Origin of the sequence: Collinsella sp. CLA-ER-H9 (assembly GCF_040092295.1) — a bacterium.
Classification (GTDB): domain Bacteria; phylum Actinomycetota; class Coriobacteriia; order Coriobacteriales; family Coriobacteriaceae; genus Collinsella.
On record NZ_JBBNLV010000015.1, the window covers coordinates 1 to 14,509 of the forward strand.

At 56.1% G+C, this 14,509-nt stretch carries 14 protein-coding genes and 1 pseudogene; 4 read left to right on the forward strand and 11 right to left on the reverse strand.

Translation table 11 applies throughout. The features are described 5' to 3' along the window. Nucleotides 1-184 precede the first annotated feature (184 nt). The 8 genes from AAAX73_RS08055 to AAAX73_RS08090 all read right to left on the reverse strand — a co-directional run bounded on the left by AAAX73_RS08055 (nt 185) and on the right by AAAX73_RS08090 (nt 6,700). Nucleotides 185-1,804 (reverse strand): ABC transporter ATP-binding protein, encoded by a 1,620-nt coding sequence (locus AAAX73_RS08055; RefSeq protein WP_118081108.1) that lies wholly within the window; start codon nt 1,802-1,804, stop codon nt 185-187. Continuing rightward, entirely contained in the window at nt 1,797-2,828 is a 1,032-nt protein-coding gene (locus AAAX73_RS08060) for a radical SAM protein (protein ID WP_349125597.1), read from the reverse strand. The genes AAAX73_RS08055 and AAAX73_RS08060 overlap by 8 nt, the downstream gene beginning before the upstream one ends. 21 nt (nt 2,829-2,849) lie before the next feature. Continuing rightward, the gene (locus AAAX73_RS08065) at nt 2,850-3,089 is read right to left on the reverse strand and encodes a hypothetical protein (RefSeq protein ID WP_349125598.1); all 240 of its coding nucleotides are present in this window, start codon (nt 3,087-3,089) and stop codon (nt 2,850-2,852) included. Nucleotides 3,090-3,110: 21 nt separating this feature from the next. Next, nucleotides 3,111-3,929 (reverse strand): hypothetical protein, encoded by an 819-nt coding sequence (locus AAAX73_RS08070; RefSeq protein WP_118081112.1) that lies wholly within the window; start codon nt 3,927-3,929, stop codon nt 3,111-3,113. Further along, a complete protein-coding gene (locus AAAX73_RS08075) occupies nt 3,913-4,737 on the reverse strand; it encodes a hypothetical protein (RefSeq protein ID WP_055251648.1) in 825 nt (274 codons plus the stop codon). The genes AAAX73_RS08070 and AAAX73_RS08075 overlap by 17 nt, the downstream gene beginning before the upstream one ends. Next, nucleotides 4,734-5,459: an ATP-binding cassette domain-containing protein gene (locus AAAX73_RS08080; protein ID WP_118081114.1), complete on the reverse strand. Its 726-nt coding sequence runs from the start codon at nt 5,457-5,459 to the stop codon at nt 4,734-4,736. The genes AAAX73_RS08075 and AAAX73_RS08080 overlap by 4 nt, the downstream gene beginning before the upstream one ends. A gap of 342 nt (nt 5,460-5,801) precedes the next feature. Next, entirely contained in the window at nt 5,802-6,131 is a 330-nt protein-coding gene (locus AAAX73_RS08085; protein ID WP_055251651.1) for a helix-turn-helix domain-containing protein, read from the reverse strand. An 8-nt stretch (nt 6,132-6,139) separates the two neighbouring features. Then, complete coding sequence (locus AAAX73_RS08090) at nt 6,140-6,700, reverse strand: hypothetical protein (RefSeq protein ID WP_055251653.1); 561 nt, start codon at nt 6,698-6,700, stop codon at nt 6,140-6,142. 729 nt (nt 6,701-7,429) lie between these two features. Between AAAX73_RS08090 and AAAX73_RS08095 the strand changes: the two are divergent. Continuing rightward, nucleotides 7,430-7,990, forward strand: a pseudogene (locus tag AAAX73_RS08095) (IS3 family transposase); the annotation flags it as partial. A gap of 87 nt (nt 7,991-8,077) precedes the next feature. Here AAAX73_RS08095 and AAAX73_RS08100 read toward each other — a convergent pair. From AAAX73_RS08100 to AAAX73_RS08110, 3 genes are all read right to left on the reverse strand, one after another. After that, nucleotides 8,078-8,434: an Hpt domain-containing protein gene (locus tag AAAX73_RS08100; protein WP_055252489.1), complete on the reverse strand. Its 357-nt coding sequence runs from the start codon at nt 8,432-8,434 to the stop codon at nt 8,078-8,080. 23 nt (nt 8,435-8,457) lie between these two features. Further along, the gene (locus AAAX73_RS08105; protein ID WP_118081116.1) at nt 8,458-10,338 is read right to left on the reverse strand and encodes an HD domain-containing phosphohydrolase; all 1,881 of its coding nucleotides are present in this window, start codon (nt 10,336-10,338) and stop codon (nt 8,458-8,460) included. A 211-nt stretch (nt 10,339-10,549) separates the two neighbouring features. Continuing rightward, nucleotides 10,550-11,347, reverse strand: a complete 798-nt coding sequence (locus AAAX73_RS08110) for an alpha/beta hydrolase (protein ID WP_055252491.1) — start codon at nt 11,345-11,347, stop codon at nt 10,550-10,552. A 225-nt stretch (nt 11,348-11,572) separates the two neighbouring features. Here AAAX73_RS08110 and AAAX73_RS08115 point away from each other — a divergent pair, with 225 nt between their 5' ends. From AAAX73_RS08115 to AAAX73_RS08125, 3 genes are all read left to right on the forward strand, one after another. Next, nucleotides 11,573-12,349: a radical SAM protein gene (locus AAAX73_RS08115; protein WP_055252492.1), complete on the forward strand. Its 777-nt coding sequence runs from the start codon at nt 11,573-11,575 to the stop codon at nt 12,347-12,349. 160 nt (nt 12,350-12,509) lie between these two features. Further along, complete coding sequence (gene map, locus AAAX73_RS08120) at nt 12,510-13,397, forward strand: type I methionyl aminopeptidase (protein WP_118081118.1); 888 nt, start codon at nt 12,510-12,512, stop codon at nt 13,395-13,397. Between the two features lie 129 nt (nt 13,398-13,526). After that, on the forward strand, nt 13,527-14,462 hold the full coding sequence (locus AAAX73_RS08125; protein ID WP_118081120.1) for a D-2-hydroxyacid dehydrogenase: 936 nt from the start codon (nt 13,527-13,529) through the stop codon (nt 14,460-14,462). Nucleotides 14,463-14,509: the final 47 nt, after the last annotated feature.

Consider the following 14,509-nt stretch of genomic DNA (forward strand, 5'->3'; position numbering starts at 1 on the left):
GGGCAGGGGCAGACGGCCATCCGGAGGCGCCCGATCGGCGGCCCCTCGGGGCTTGCCCGTATCGTAGGCAATGCGCCGAATGCTCGCCATCGAAATTTATCGGTGGCCCACTTCAGACTGTAATGGGCGGACACCAACTACGGTGCCCGCCCCCTGTATTTGATATGCTAGGTCCACTAACCCGTCAGGCAATTTCAATCACCTCATCGCATGCCGAAATAAGCACAGGGTCGTGCGTAGCGATGACCGTGATATGTCGCCCCTTTCTTTCCTTAAGGATTTCGATAAACGCCTGCTTGCTCTGACTGTCAAGTGCAGATGTCGGCTCATCAAACATCATCACGTCCGGGTTTTTCAGCAGCTGGCGAATTATCGCTATTTTTTGTTTCTCCCCCCCTGAAATGTTGTTCTGCTTATCGTCCAGCTCGACATCAAGTCCACCACTTGAATCGACCATCTTTTTAAGCCCCATTCTCTCAATGAGGCTCTCAAGGTCACGCTCTTCAGTGCTTCTGCAGCAAAGAGTTAAATTGTCCCGTATCGACCCCTCGGTCAGGGGCGGCTCCTGCTCAGTAATCCCGATATTGCGCTTCCGCAGCGCATAACGGTCCAGAGAGCTCAGGGGCTTGTCGTTAATCCAAATATCACCCTTGCAGTTTTCTGGATCGCAACCGCTTATCACATCCAACAGCGTGCTCTTACCGGAACCGTTCGGCCCAACGATTCCGTATACCTTTCCTTTTTCCAAAGAAGCTCGAATGTCTCTGAACGCGGTTTTTTCAGACCCAGGATAGCTATACGCCAGCTCGGAACAGCTCACCTCGTAAACATCGGCGAGGATAATGGCCCCATTTGAGTCCTCTGGCATGTCCAGCAAGCGCCGCAAACGCTCGTAGGATACTTTTGACGTTTGATAGTCCTTGCCCAGCGCAAGGAAGAATTCAATAGCCGAAGAATAATAGGAGTAATAGCTTAGCGCCGTCATAAGATAGCCGGGCAGCAAATTGCCGTCGAGAACTTCCTTTGCGCCCAGGATCAAGATTCCACCCTGTGCCAAAGATGTGACGACAGTGTTGGCAAACGTAAAGGTCGCATTAATTTGCTGGTTCTGATAAACGCAACGATATAGCTCTGCAAAAGAGTGCTCAAGCCTTTGCTTGAAAACCTCGAATAGAACATGTCTGCGGATAAATTGTGCGTTGCTAAGCTGCTTCTCCAGATCGGAAAAGAATCGAGCCTCCTGCTCTTGAGCCTCGAAACTTCTTGCGAACAAACACTTTTTGAAAAGCGAATAGACCGCGCCACCTATTATGCCAAGAGCCATACACAGCATTGCCAGGTGACCGTTTATGGTCGCCAGGACAACAAACACCACAAGCAACGTCACTATATTGCTCACGCTTTGGACACTTGCGTTTATAACAAATATCACCAAATCGTTAGCGTCATGATTAATCTGTTGGTTGTAATATGAGGCATCAAAATTAGAAAAGAAGGCCCGTGGTAGCCTTTGAACGTGACTTATCACCTCTTCATTCAATGCAAATCCCACATGTGTTTGCAGATCGACATAGACCAGCTCACTGACGCAATTCAAACCGGCTCGCACAATACCCAGCGCTGCTATCTCAGCGCCGATGGCGATTGCGCTTTCCCCATCTCGCGCGACACCGACAAAGTTGTTGACCAGTTGTCCCGTCAGAAAAGGAATTGCGAGACCAACCATAAGCGAGAGCAGGCACATTAGAAGATAGGTTATATACTTTGGATTCTTGATTATTGTTCTTGCGCAGAGATTAAACATGAGCTGAATCCAGTTCCGAAAGCAATCGCTGAGCCTTCTCGGTCAAAATCATTCGTTGGCGCACCTGATACCTTTGAGATACGCACTGTTTTGACCCTCCATGAAGAGCGTGATTAGGGCAACCTCCCATACATGAGGGATAGGCAAAACACTCTTCACACTCATGATCGCTCGGCTCATAGTTTAGCCATTGGACCAGCTGAGCATTCATCCTCGGCCCTTCGGCAAGCGTACCGACGCAGCGTTCACGCATCCCGATTTCGTCCCAACATTTATAAAGATAGCCCTCCGGATCCACTACAAACGACCCTGCACAAACGGCGCCACAAATAGCCGGATTAAAGCGCACCGTCAGGTCAACGTAGAACCCCCTATCAACTGCATGACTATAAAAGTCCAGCTCTTCCCGAGAAAACGCCTCCATCGAAAAACAACTACTGTCACTTGGGCACGTATCGTTAATATTGTCGACAGGCGCCAGATAGAATCCAACCTTGTTTTTAAGGCCCTTTTCCTCGAGTGCATCCAGCAAATCGCCAGCACCGGCAATGTTATGGGCATCGACATTGCACCTGATAGAAATATCCAACAGATGCGTGACTTTAGAAACGTTGTCTAGAATCGCATCGTACGTCGGCTGTCCGTTCCGCAAGAACCGTCGAGAATCGTGGTCCTTTCGAGACCCGTCCAAGGTTATTTGAGCCATCTTGACGTCACAAGCCGCGAGAGTCTCGGCCACTTCTGGCGTCAGAAGATATCCATTTGTAACGATGGATGCCGAATAGGAGCACTCTGGATTAAGGATCGCCTTTATACGCTCCGTAAGCCGCTGAATTTTATCGACTTGCAGCAACGGCTCTCCACCATACCAACCGATCTCAAGCTCGCTCAGCCCCCGTGAACGCTCCTTCACGAATGAGACAAGCCGGTCTTCAACCTCCGGAGTCATTGTCGTTTTGCGTTGTCCTTTTTCATAACAGTATGGGCAACAGAAGTTGCACTCCAATGTCGGGGCTATCGTCATGCCTAGAGAGCGATTGGAAAATCAAAGAAGACGGCCTATCGCCTTCATTTCCTCTTTTTCGTCACGATCATCTTCTAACAGCATTCCTCCTTGAAGCAACGCTTCGCGCAATTCATCTGGCTCCCATTCGGTTCCCGATACCATGCGGCACATACTTTCTGCATGTTGTTTATCCAACGAAAGGATCGCACCGGTCTTCGCATTCATCACCAGCGTTCTTTCGCCGTGGTTTTCAATCAAGTTGTATTGAGACGGCCTCATATGATTATCCCTCACAAACAATCAAAGAAATCTCGACCGCAATTGGTCGACGGTAAAGCAAATGGCAAGAACGCTTGTTACGTTAATCAGGCAGTCAATTAAAATCGAGGTGCATTGACTATCCTCCAACGGGGTCACGCCGCAAATCCACATGAGCATCGAGGACGGAAACGGAAGCATGGAATTGGCTCCGACCTGTATGTAGATCGTTACGACGTTGACAAGCAGCAGCATGCCAATAGGACCGAAGCCGGACCCAAAATAGGAAACAACGATCACGCAAGAGACCACATATGCAAGGCAGACGGCACTCGCCAGAAGAAGTCGATCGCAAAACATATTCAGGTTGAAACACTGTTGAGCATCCAAAACGATTGCACAGTTAAGACAGTACAAAACGACACTTGACAGGACAAACGCGCCCAATAGGGCGAAAGAAGACAGCACCGTTCGCGCAACGGTAACGCACGCCCGCTTCCCTCCCCGAGCCTCCGACAGCCCCCACGGTTCCTCGACAAAGCCCGAACTAACAAAGCGCGGCACAATACAAGCCGCGATGAACGGAAAGAACAATGCATGAGCCAACGGGGCCACGTTGAACAGCAAGCCGCGAAAAACCTCTGCATTACCAAATAGAAGGGCGTCCTCTGCCGACAGTTTAAGCGTCGGGTCTGGGAAAAAGCCCAAGAAACTGCCCTCGCGGAGGCTACAGAACCACATCGGGAAAGAATTAAGCTGCAATATCACCATACACGCATAAATTGCCAGGATTAAGACGTACGTCCATTTGCTCACATGCTTCAATTCTGAATGGAGGAACCTTTTAATCTGACGAGCCATTGAGCACACCTCCGACACGACAGGTCACGAGAGCGTAAATCAATACCGATAGACAGCTGGCTGCCACGCCATAGCCCAGAAGCGCCAGGTGCCCCATATCGCTATACCCAAGGGCACATCCGACCCCTAGGTACGGCCCAGGAAGGAAGAAGATCCATCGCAAGGATGGTATAGGTGCCTGAAGGAAGGTTCCGTAGAGCGTCAAGCTCATGACAAATCCAATTATTATTACAGCCCCGCTCAATACAGCGCTGCCTGTAATCCGATAGATGGTCATCGTCTCCAACGCAACCGATATCACCAATACGGCGTTGATTATCATCGCAGGAAAAAATGCAGCCAGCATGCCGTGCGTGTAGTTTTGCTCCCCACGCATTATGGCTATTGCAAACAAAAGAAGGCAAAGTGCGCTATATGCTGCACCGACTATTAAAGCAGACGAAAGCACATGTGCCAGAGCCCCATTAAAGCGGGCGAGACCTCTTGCTGAAGAAATTCGGTATCCCTCTTTATAGCCATGCTCCTGTAAAAGCACCAAACAAACGATGAGTGGAACGAACAGGGATGTACCGGCAAAAGCGCTGCGCGCAAGGGACTCATCAGGCGCAGAAGGATCGATTGCATTCCAGAGGAAACCAATATCCTCCCCACAAACGCCATAGCCAAAGCCTAGCAACGTTGCTCCGTTATTTAAAAAAACACCGAAGAGAAGACCGCACGCCAACATAAGCGTAAGACCAAACTGCGCCGGAAACATCCTGTGTAGACGCATCATATCTGCCTTTATGGGATGGATCGCCCGCTTCATAGCGAGACCGCGTTCATCAAGCGCCTGTAATATTCTTTTAGGGACGACGCCTCATCCCTTATGACATCCATCGATTCCTTTTTCAGCAGTTCACCGTCATGAATAAACACGCAACTTGTTGCAACCGATGCCAACTCATCCAAATCATGGCTAGAGATGAGCATGGTCTTACCCTGTTCTCGATTCAATCGGCCGATAAGGGCCCATATACTCTCGATGCCCAGCGGGTCCAACCCATTTGCCGGCTCATCGAAAATTAGTACGTCGGTGTCACCCAACAAAGCCGTAGCTATATCCAGTCGCCGTTTCATTCCCAGAGAAAAACTGCTCACGCTCTTTTTCTCATCGACGTCCAGCCCGACTAGGCCCAAGACGCGAGGAACCTCACGTGTCTCATCGAGCCCCCATTCCGCACATCGGATCCGAAGATTCTCCACCGCACTGAGGGATTGGTATGCTCCGCTGGAATCTGGCACATAGCCGACACGCGTCCGCATCAGGCTCAGCTCTTTTTTCGACTTGCCTCCAAAGAGCTCCACGCTCCCCGACGATGGCTCACAGAGGCCCAGCACTATTTTAATAAGCGTGCTTTTGCCCGCCCCGTTTGCACCAACAAGGGCGCAAAGTTCAGACTGATTCACCTCGAAGGAAACGTCATGCAACACACGCCGTTTTCCATAGCGCTTTGACACCTTTGATAGCTTTATCGCTGATGCGCTCATTGGCCTCCTATTCTGCTTGATAACAAAACCGCTGCTGCCAGACTGTCGCCTGGCAGCAGCCGCAACTGCTAGAAATTAACAACACACAAGTTTTTGCTGCAGTTATTGACGCAGACGCGTGCTCCACAGAATGCCTTGCAGTAACCGTTGCACCCACCACCGGGGTCCACATAACTCGGCTTTACAATCCAGCTCATATCGTTCCTCCTTTCTTTTATCGTTCGTTCTTGATGTTATTGTTTGCCGATAACTTATATTTGTCAAGATAATTAATAAACAAAGAACCCGTGTTAGACACGGGTTCCGTTACACTGATATTTCGTTATAGTTGTTCTTTTTATGCTACTCGTCGCTCAAATCTACAGCGAAGACCGATGTCGGAAGCGACACCTCATTGCCTCTGCCATCCCGCATCTGCCTCACGGCATTCTTCGCGCGCTCGACAATAAGTTCCTCGAGCTCCTTCTCGCTCACGCGCTGAATAATATCTCCCGGTTGACAATCAAGCTCATCACAGATTTCAAGAAGCGTCTTAAGACGAATAGCTTTAATTTTTCCGTTTCTTAGCTTAGAAATATTAGCCGGAGTATGCCCCGTGGCACGAATCAGATCAGAGCTGGTCTTTCCGGTCTTAAGCAGCTGCGTCTCAAGCTCGATGATGAGATAGCTCATGTTTCCTCCTACACAAGCTCGTCAGACTGCTCCTGGAGCAGCGAGGCATAGCTCCAGATCACCGAGACAAACAAACAGACGGCCGCGCCGATAAGCGACCCCGCGTCAAAGGCAACGCCCTGGCAAATCGCGATAACGAAGGAATGAGGCACGACGCAAAGCTCCAGCCCACCAATGGTAAGATTGACCGATCCATAGGCACCAACAAGCGAAACCGCGGCGTTAACAGCAAAGGCAAGCGCGAGAACACGGATAAGCCGCACATGCGCCCTGGTAAAGGGCGATACGCCCCGCGAAATGTCACGGCTGATTCCGCACAAAACGACAAGCGAAATACCCATGACAAGCGCCATGCACAGTCCGCTTGGGATAACGATGCACCCGCCATTGAGAAGCGTCACAACACCGAAAGAATCGACAGAAGCAGCGTTTGCAACCGCATACCAGATCACGTAAACAACCAACGCGGCGAAAGCGACGAGCATTCCCGCAAAAACGACCGCCATGCAAAAGCCAAGCTTCCTTACAGTCTCGCCCGCCTTGGCCATACGCTGAACGCTGTTGGACATATACTCACCCTCATCGAATCTATCGTTATCGGAATAGTTTATCGAACAACGATATGGATTGCATGTACAAAGCCCAGCCGGTACGCATAGGTTATTTACTAATCCGAAGGGTGAGAGTGGATTTTTGGACACGTATCGAACGAGAGTGGATAATCTCCCACTTTGAGGCCGGGGACTGCGGACAAAAAGTTGGACCGTCAAGGTCCGGTTTGGAGTCCGCATGACATACAGTAGAGCCGTAGTAGAGAGGGCCGGGGAGCTCCGCCGCTCCGGGCTCTCGTGCAGGGAGATAGCCCGGGAGCTCGACGGGCCGAGCAAGAGCGCCGTCGCGCGCTGGACGAGGTCCGTGGCCGCGGGCGGAACCGTCGGGAGGGCGGTCGCGAAGATGGAGCTGCCGAAGGTCGTCGGGGACGGTCCGGTGTACCCCGACATCGACCCGGACGACAAGGACGCCCTGATAGAGCGCCTCGTCCTGGAGAACGCCGTCCTCAGGGCGGTGAACGACGTTTTAAAAGCCGCGAGCCTCGACGGGATGTCGAACAGGGAGAAGACCCTGGTGATAGACCGCCTGAGGCCTGCGGGGAAGTGGTCCTTGAGAGAACTCACCGCTTTCTTGAGGATATCGAGGAGCTCCTATGACTACCAGCGGCGCGCGATCGCCAGGCCGGACCGCCTGGCGCCGCTGAGGGCCCTCGTGCGGCGCGTGTTCCTGGAGGACGGCGACGGCGCGCGCGGCTACCGCTTCGTGGTGCGCAGGCTCCGCGAGCGCGGCGCGACTTCCGCTCGGCCCTGCCGAACTTCCTGTGGCTCACCGACATCACCGAGTTCAGGCTGCCCTCCGGCAGGAAGGTCTACCTGTCGGCCATCAGGGACTGCTTCGACTCCTCGGTCGTGGCGTGGAGGGCCGGCGAGAGCCCGGACGCCGCGCTCGCCAACTCGACGCTCGAGGACGCCTGCGCGCTGCTCGCGCCCGGCGAGGGCCCCGTCATCCACTCCGACCGCGGCGGGCACTACCGCTGGCCCGGCTGGATCTCGATCTGCGAGGGGCACGGCCTCACCAGGAGCATGTCGGCCAAGGGCTGCAGCCCGGACAACGCGGCGATGGAGGGCTTCTTCGGCCTGCTCAAGAGGGAGTTCTGGCACGGCAGGGACTGGGCGGGCTGGGCCCCCGCCCGCTTCATCGAGGAGCTCGGTGGCTGGATCGGCCGCTACAATACGGAGAGGCGCAGCGATGCGCTCGGCGGCCGCACGCCGGCCGAGTTCCGCGCCGCGCTGGGAAGGGCCGCGTGACGGTCCAGGAAATCGTCCGCAGTTCCCCGTCACCGGGCCTAAAACGGGAAATTATCCACTCTCATAGTCATCAAGGCTCACAGCCTCTTACTCGGCCACCTCGCGCAGGGCCGACATCGTAGCTGCATATTGCTGCTGCAGCGCATGCATTCCCTCGCGAGCGCCGTCAACGGAGCCGGCACCGCGCAGCGCTTCGGTCACCACGACCGCCGGCTCGTACAGATTATCGAATCCCAGGTTCTGGCTCACGCCCTTGAGCGTGTGCGCTGCCATAAACGCACCTTCGGCGTCTCCTGCCGCCATGGCGGCCTCCAGCTTGTCCATGCTCTCGTCATCCAAAAACTTGAGGGCAAAGCGGGCAAGCATTTCCTCGCCCATCAGCCGAGCGCACGCGTCATCATAATTAGCGCCGATCTTCTCATACGCCTCACGCATGGAAATCATGGATTAAAACTCCTTTGGTCAAACTAAATCGTGGGAAACGCGACGACGTCAGCGGGGCGTGCCAACGTCTCGGCAATTTGGTCTTGCACCTCGAGCAGACAATCGAGCAGCAGCGGGTTAAAGGTGCCGCACTTACCGTCCAGGATCATCTGAATTGCCTCCTTGTGCGGGATAGCGTCCTTGTACACGCGCACGCTCGTCAGAGCATCGTACACGTCGGCCACCGAAACCACCTGTGCGGCAATGGGAATTTCGTCGCCCTTAAGGCCATCGGGATAACCCTTGCCGTCCCAGCGCTCGTGATGCCAACGCGCAATCTGGTACGCATATTCCATAAGCGCATTGCCGGCGTGATGGCTACCCAGCTCAAGCAGCATGTCGGCGCCGATTGTGGTATGCGTCTTCATAATCTCGAACTCCTCGGGCGTAAGGCGCCCGGGTTTGTTGAGAATCGCATCGTCAATCGACATCTTGCCGATATCGTGCAGCGCCGAAGCCAGGGCAATCGTGGAGCGCTCCTCATTGTCAAGGGAAATGGTGTCGCTACGCTGGACCAGACAGCCAAGCAGCAGCTCGGTCAGCTTTTCGATGTTCGTAACGTGCCTGCCGCTCTCGCCGTTGCGAAGCTCCATGACGCCAGCCATGATGTCGATGAGCATGCGACTGTTCTTGACACGCTCGTTGTACTGCTGGGACAGCAGGCTCGTCAGGCGGCGCTGTTTGGCGTATAGGCGGATGGTGTTGCTTACACGGCGGCGCACGACACGGGAGTCAAACGGGCGGTTGATATAGTCCGAGGCGCCTAGCTCGTACGCGCGCAGAACCATATCATCGGAGTCTTCGCTCGAAATCATGATGACAGGCAGATTGTCACCAACCGATCGGCGCGACAGACCGGCCAGCACCTCAAAGCCGCTTATGCCCGGCATGACAATGTCCAGCAGCACGAGCGACAACTCATCGCCATAGCGGTCGACAATGTCGAGCGCCGCACGACCGTTATCGGCCTCGAGGATGCAATATTCGTCCTTGAGCATCTCGCTGAGAATGACTCGGTTCATCTCGGAGTCATCGACAATAAGCACCAAAGGCCTTTCGCTTTGGAAGGCCTCGATGGAATCGGCATCGGTCACGACCGTACCGGCTTTTGCCTTAGCGCGGCTCAGTAACTGGACAGCGCGGCCAACGCCCTCATCGACCGTCTCGCCATGAATGCGAACGCCACCAACACATGCCGTCAAGCTCACGTACTCATGGCCCGGAATAATCGTGGAACGAACGGCATCGGACACCTGATGCAGGCGACGGGTGAAGTCATCGGAGGGAATATTGGGCATGACAACCACAAACTTGTCGCAGCCATAGCGCACAAGCTCGTCAGTCGAACGGATTCCGCTGCGCATGGCTGTCGCCACAGCACCGAGCGCAAGGTCGCCGGCATGACGGCCACACGTATCGTTGAAGACCCTAAAATCATCAAGGTCGATCATCGCAACGCCGGCATTCATGCGGGCGCTTCGGAGCTTTTCCTCGTAATACCGGCGATTATGCACGCTCGTCAGCACGTCGGTGTAGACAAGGTCCTCTTCTGCAGCCTCTTGCCCATCGATCGGACGCACCATCAGCAGGACATGAGGCTTGCCCTCGACCTTCAGAGGGCGCAGATGGGCACGGTACTCAACGCCATCGTTGAGCAGTTGCTCCGACACCTCATCGGAATCTGTCAAGGCCTCAAGACTTGCCTGGCGCAAACAAGGGCAGCGATCGCCGGCGAGCAGGCAGTTAGGCTCGCTCTTAATCTGATCGGCCGACAGTAAACGTACCACGGGGTAGGTCTTCGCGACACGGGCGACCTCGGCGGCAGCCTCCTCGTCGGTTAGATTGACCTCGTGATTATTGAGCATATGGGGCCCTTTCGATAGTTTCGCATGGTGGCGGTGGGTTCCAAATGTTACAAGGGTAACACCTTGTCGATGCAGGTAAGCACGTGAATGCTGTTACATTTTTATGAGTTGGCAGACGGCGCGATTAAAGCCGCAGACGTGAGGTTTTGAGCACATTTGTTAACACGGCCGAAACGTTTGCGGGTGAAGTCTGCTTTGGCTATTGCGGGTGTTAGAGCCCCAGGATGCCAAGGACAGTCTGGGCAGCCGCTCCCGGGCGATCGCGCAGGCCGTTGTGCGCGCCGGGAACCATTACGAGCGGACAGTCCAAAAGCTCAGCCGCCACCCTCGTGCCCGCCTCGCGAGGCGTGCCAATCGAGAGCTCGCCCAGGAGCACGGCGGCCACCGTTTTCGACGCACGGACGCTATCCCAATCGGGAACGCAGGTCATAGTAATCCCGTATTCGTTCGCCATGAAACTGCGGCCGTTGCGCAGGGCATGCTTGGCTTCCGCCTCGGTTAACTTGGGGGCCTCAGGGTCCGAATCGCCGATGGCGCCCAGGAAGGCCCGTAATGCCCTGGAGACCTTTCCCGCGGCGATCATCTCGAGCAAAACCGGGGCCGCGCCCAGACCGGCGCCCTCATCCGTCACGGCGGGTTCATGCAGAATCGCACGCGAGATTATGGCGGGGTTTGCACGGAGAAGCTCCAGGGCCACCAACGTACCGGCACTGTGCGCGAGCACGTTTGCCGGAGCGCCAATATGCTCGATAACGACCTGCAGGTCGGCGGCTTGGGCGGCGAGGTCGTAGCGTCCGTCTGCAGCGTCGCCGCTCTCGCCGCAACCGCGGCGGTCGTAGGTAATGACGCGATAGTCACAGGCGAGCTCGCGGGCGATGCCGTCAAAAAAGACACCGTCGACGCACGCACCGTGCACGCAAACCAAGGCGGGTGCATCGGACGATACAACCGGGCCGGCATACTCGCGGCAGGCGATCGTAGTGCCCGCATTCTCGACCGTAAAATCCATACTGTGTTCCCATCATCAACGCCCATCCAGTTGCACGTCAGTACGATTGGATGGACCCGCATTGCCTTACGACTTGTTAACAGATTAACTGTACCCGACCCGAGGCTTTTCATGGCACGGCATAATGAGCGACGTGAAAAAACGAAACTTGTAAAGCAAGAGCCCACACCTTGCTTTGGAGCCGATGCTATGCTTAGGCACAATTGTCTTGAGGAGCATATGCCTATGTCTACGTTTTTGAATGCCGGCCCCATCTTTGGGCCCGTTCGCAGCCGTCGCCTGGGCCTTTCGCTCGGCGTCAACATGATGCCGGCCAGCGGCAAAATCTGCACGTTCGACTGCATTTACTGCGAAAACGGTCTCAACGCTGAGCGCCCCTGCCATGAGCCGTACAACACAGCTGCCGTGGTACTCGACGCGCTCGAGGTAAAGCTGCGCGAGATGGCAGCCGAGGGCAAGCTCCCCGATGTAATCACCTTCGCAGGCAACGGCGAGCCCACCGCCGCACCGGAGTTTCCGCAGGCCATCGCCGGCGCCGTCGCGCTGCGCGACGAGCTGGCCCCAAACACCAAGATTGCCGTGCTTTCCAACGGCACGCGCGCCGACCGTCCCCAGGTACACGATGCGCTCATGATGGTCGACGACAACATCCTCAAGCTCGATACGGTCGACCCGGCTTTTATCCAGCTGCTCGACCAGCCCGTTGGCCCCTACGATGTAGAGCACCAGATCGAGACGTTCGCGAGCTTTAACGGCCGCGTCATTATCCAGACGATCTTTTTGACCGGCGAGCACCGGGGCAAGTCTCTCGATAACACCGGCGAGGAGTACGTCGGCCCTTGGCTCGCGGCGCTCGAGCGCATTCGCCCGCAGGAGACGACCATCTACACGGTGGCGCGCGAGACACCGGTCGCCGGCCTTGCCAAAGCAGCGCCCGAGGCACTCGACACGATCGCCGCACGCGTGCGCGCCCTCGGCATCCCCTGCCAGGTGAGCTACTAGCAAAACCACGCAGCAGCCAGTGCCCGCCATCCCGCCCCATCAGTTGCGGTGATATAGTTCCTATTTGTGCTGTTAAACCGCTTAAATCGGAACTATATCACCGCAACTTTTATAGACGCGTGAGTGGGCTATACTAGCTGCGGATGAAAGGAAGTTAGCCATGTTTGACAAAGGACCCGTGCCCGGCCGCAACGACGCTTGCTGGTGCGGCAGCGGCAAAAAATATAAGAAATGCCATAGCACCTTTGATGAGCGCCTCGAGCGCTTGTGGGAAGAGGGCTGGGAGGTTCTGCCCCGCACGCTCTACAAGACGCCCGCCGATATCGAGGGCATCAAGCGCTCGGCCGCCATCAACGTGGGCGTGCTCGATTACGTAGGCGAGCACATCGCCGCGGGCATGACCACCAACCAGATCGACCAGATGATCTACGACTACACCGTCGAGCACGGCGGCACGCCGGCCGACCTCAACTACGAGGGCTACCCCAAGAGCGTATGCACCTCGATCAACGACGTGGTCTGTCACGGTATCCCCTGCGATACGGACGTGCTGCACGAGGGCGACATCATCAACGTCGACTGCTCCACGATCCTGGACGGCTACTTTAGTGATTCGAGCCGCATGTTCTGCATCGGTGAGGTCTCTGCCGAGCGCCAGCGCCTGGTCGAGGTCACCCGCGCCAGCGTGGAAGCGGGCTTGGCAGCCGTCAAGCCATGGTTGCCGCTCTCCGTTATGGCCGAAGCCGTGCAAAAGACGGTCGAGGACGCCGGCTTTAGCGTGGTGCGCGAGTACGGCGGACACGGCATTGGCAAGGAGTTCCACGAGGACCCGTTTGTGGGCTTTACCACCGAGGCGCCCGATGTGGACACCATCATGGCTCCGGGCATGGTCTTTACCATCGAGCCCATGGTCAACGCCGGGGCGCCCGACATTAAGATTAGCAAGGGTGACGGTTGGTGCGTGCGCACCAAGGACGGCAGCGATTCGGCTCAGTGCGAGGTACAGCTCGTGGTGACCGAGGACGGCTACGAGCTGCTGAGCTGGTAGCCGCAGATGCGCCGGATGCTGACGGGCAAACCCGCTTTGCATCCGGCGTTTTATTTGAACGTTTTGCCTGATAAAACCTGCCAAAATAAACCTGTCCTTTTTTGGCAGGCTGAGCGGAGATGACTGCTTGTGAACATCCTGGTTTTGTTGCCTGTCAACGACCGCCATCGTGCGATCCTCGAGTCGAGCGCTCCAGGCGAGGACTTTATCTACACGAGCGCCGACGCCGCCACACGTGAACAGGTCGCCGATGCCGACGTGATCCTGGGCAACATCGACCCTGGCATGCTCACGGCATGCGAGCATCTCCAGCTGTTGCAATTGCAGACCGCCGGCTATGACGATTACTTGGCCGCCGGCACCGTGCCGGCTGAAGCTAAGCTGTCTTGCTCGATCGGCGCCTACGGTCAGGCCGTGAGCGAGCACATGTTTACCATGGTCCTTTCCATGATGAAGCGCCTGCCCGGCTATCACGATTTGCAGCGCGAGCATCGCTGGGAGGATTTGGGGCCGGTTACCTCGCTCAAAAATGCCAACGTGCTGGTGCTGGGCGCGGGCGACATTGGCGGCCACTTTGCCACGCTCTGCCGCAGCATGGGTGCGCACGTCCGCGGCATCAAGCGCCATCCGCTCGTCTACCCCATTGTGTTTGAGGACATGGACGGCATGGACGCCCTACCTGAGCGCTTGGCGGAGGCCGACATCGTCGCATCCTTTATGCCGAGCACACCCGAGACCCGCGGCCTGGCGAACGCCGAGTTCTTCGCCGCGATGAAGCCGGGCGCCTTCTTTGCCAACGGCGGCCGCGGCGACCTTGTGGTCGCCGACGACTTGGTTGCCGCCTTGGAGTCGGGACATCTCGCCGGCGCCGCGGTCGACGTCACCGACCCCGAGCCCCTGCCCGCGACAAGCCCGCTGTGGGATGCGCCCAACATGCTCATCACACCGCATATCTCGGGCTGGTTCCACTTGGAGGCCACGCTCAACAATGTGGTCGACATTGCCGCGGAGAACTTGCGTCATCTGCAAGCGGGTGAGACGCTCCGCCGTTGGATCGAACACTAAGAATTACGCCGTTTTACAAACGGCGTAATGAGCCGACGCTGCGAGCC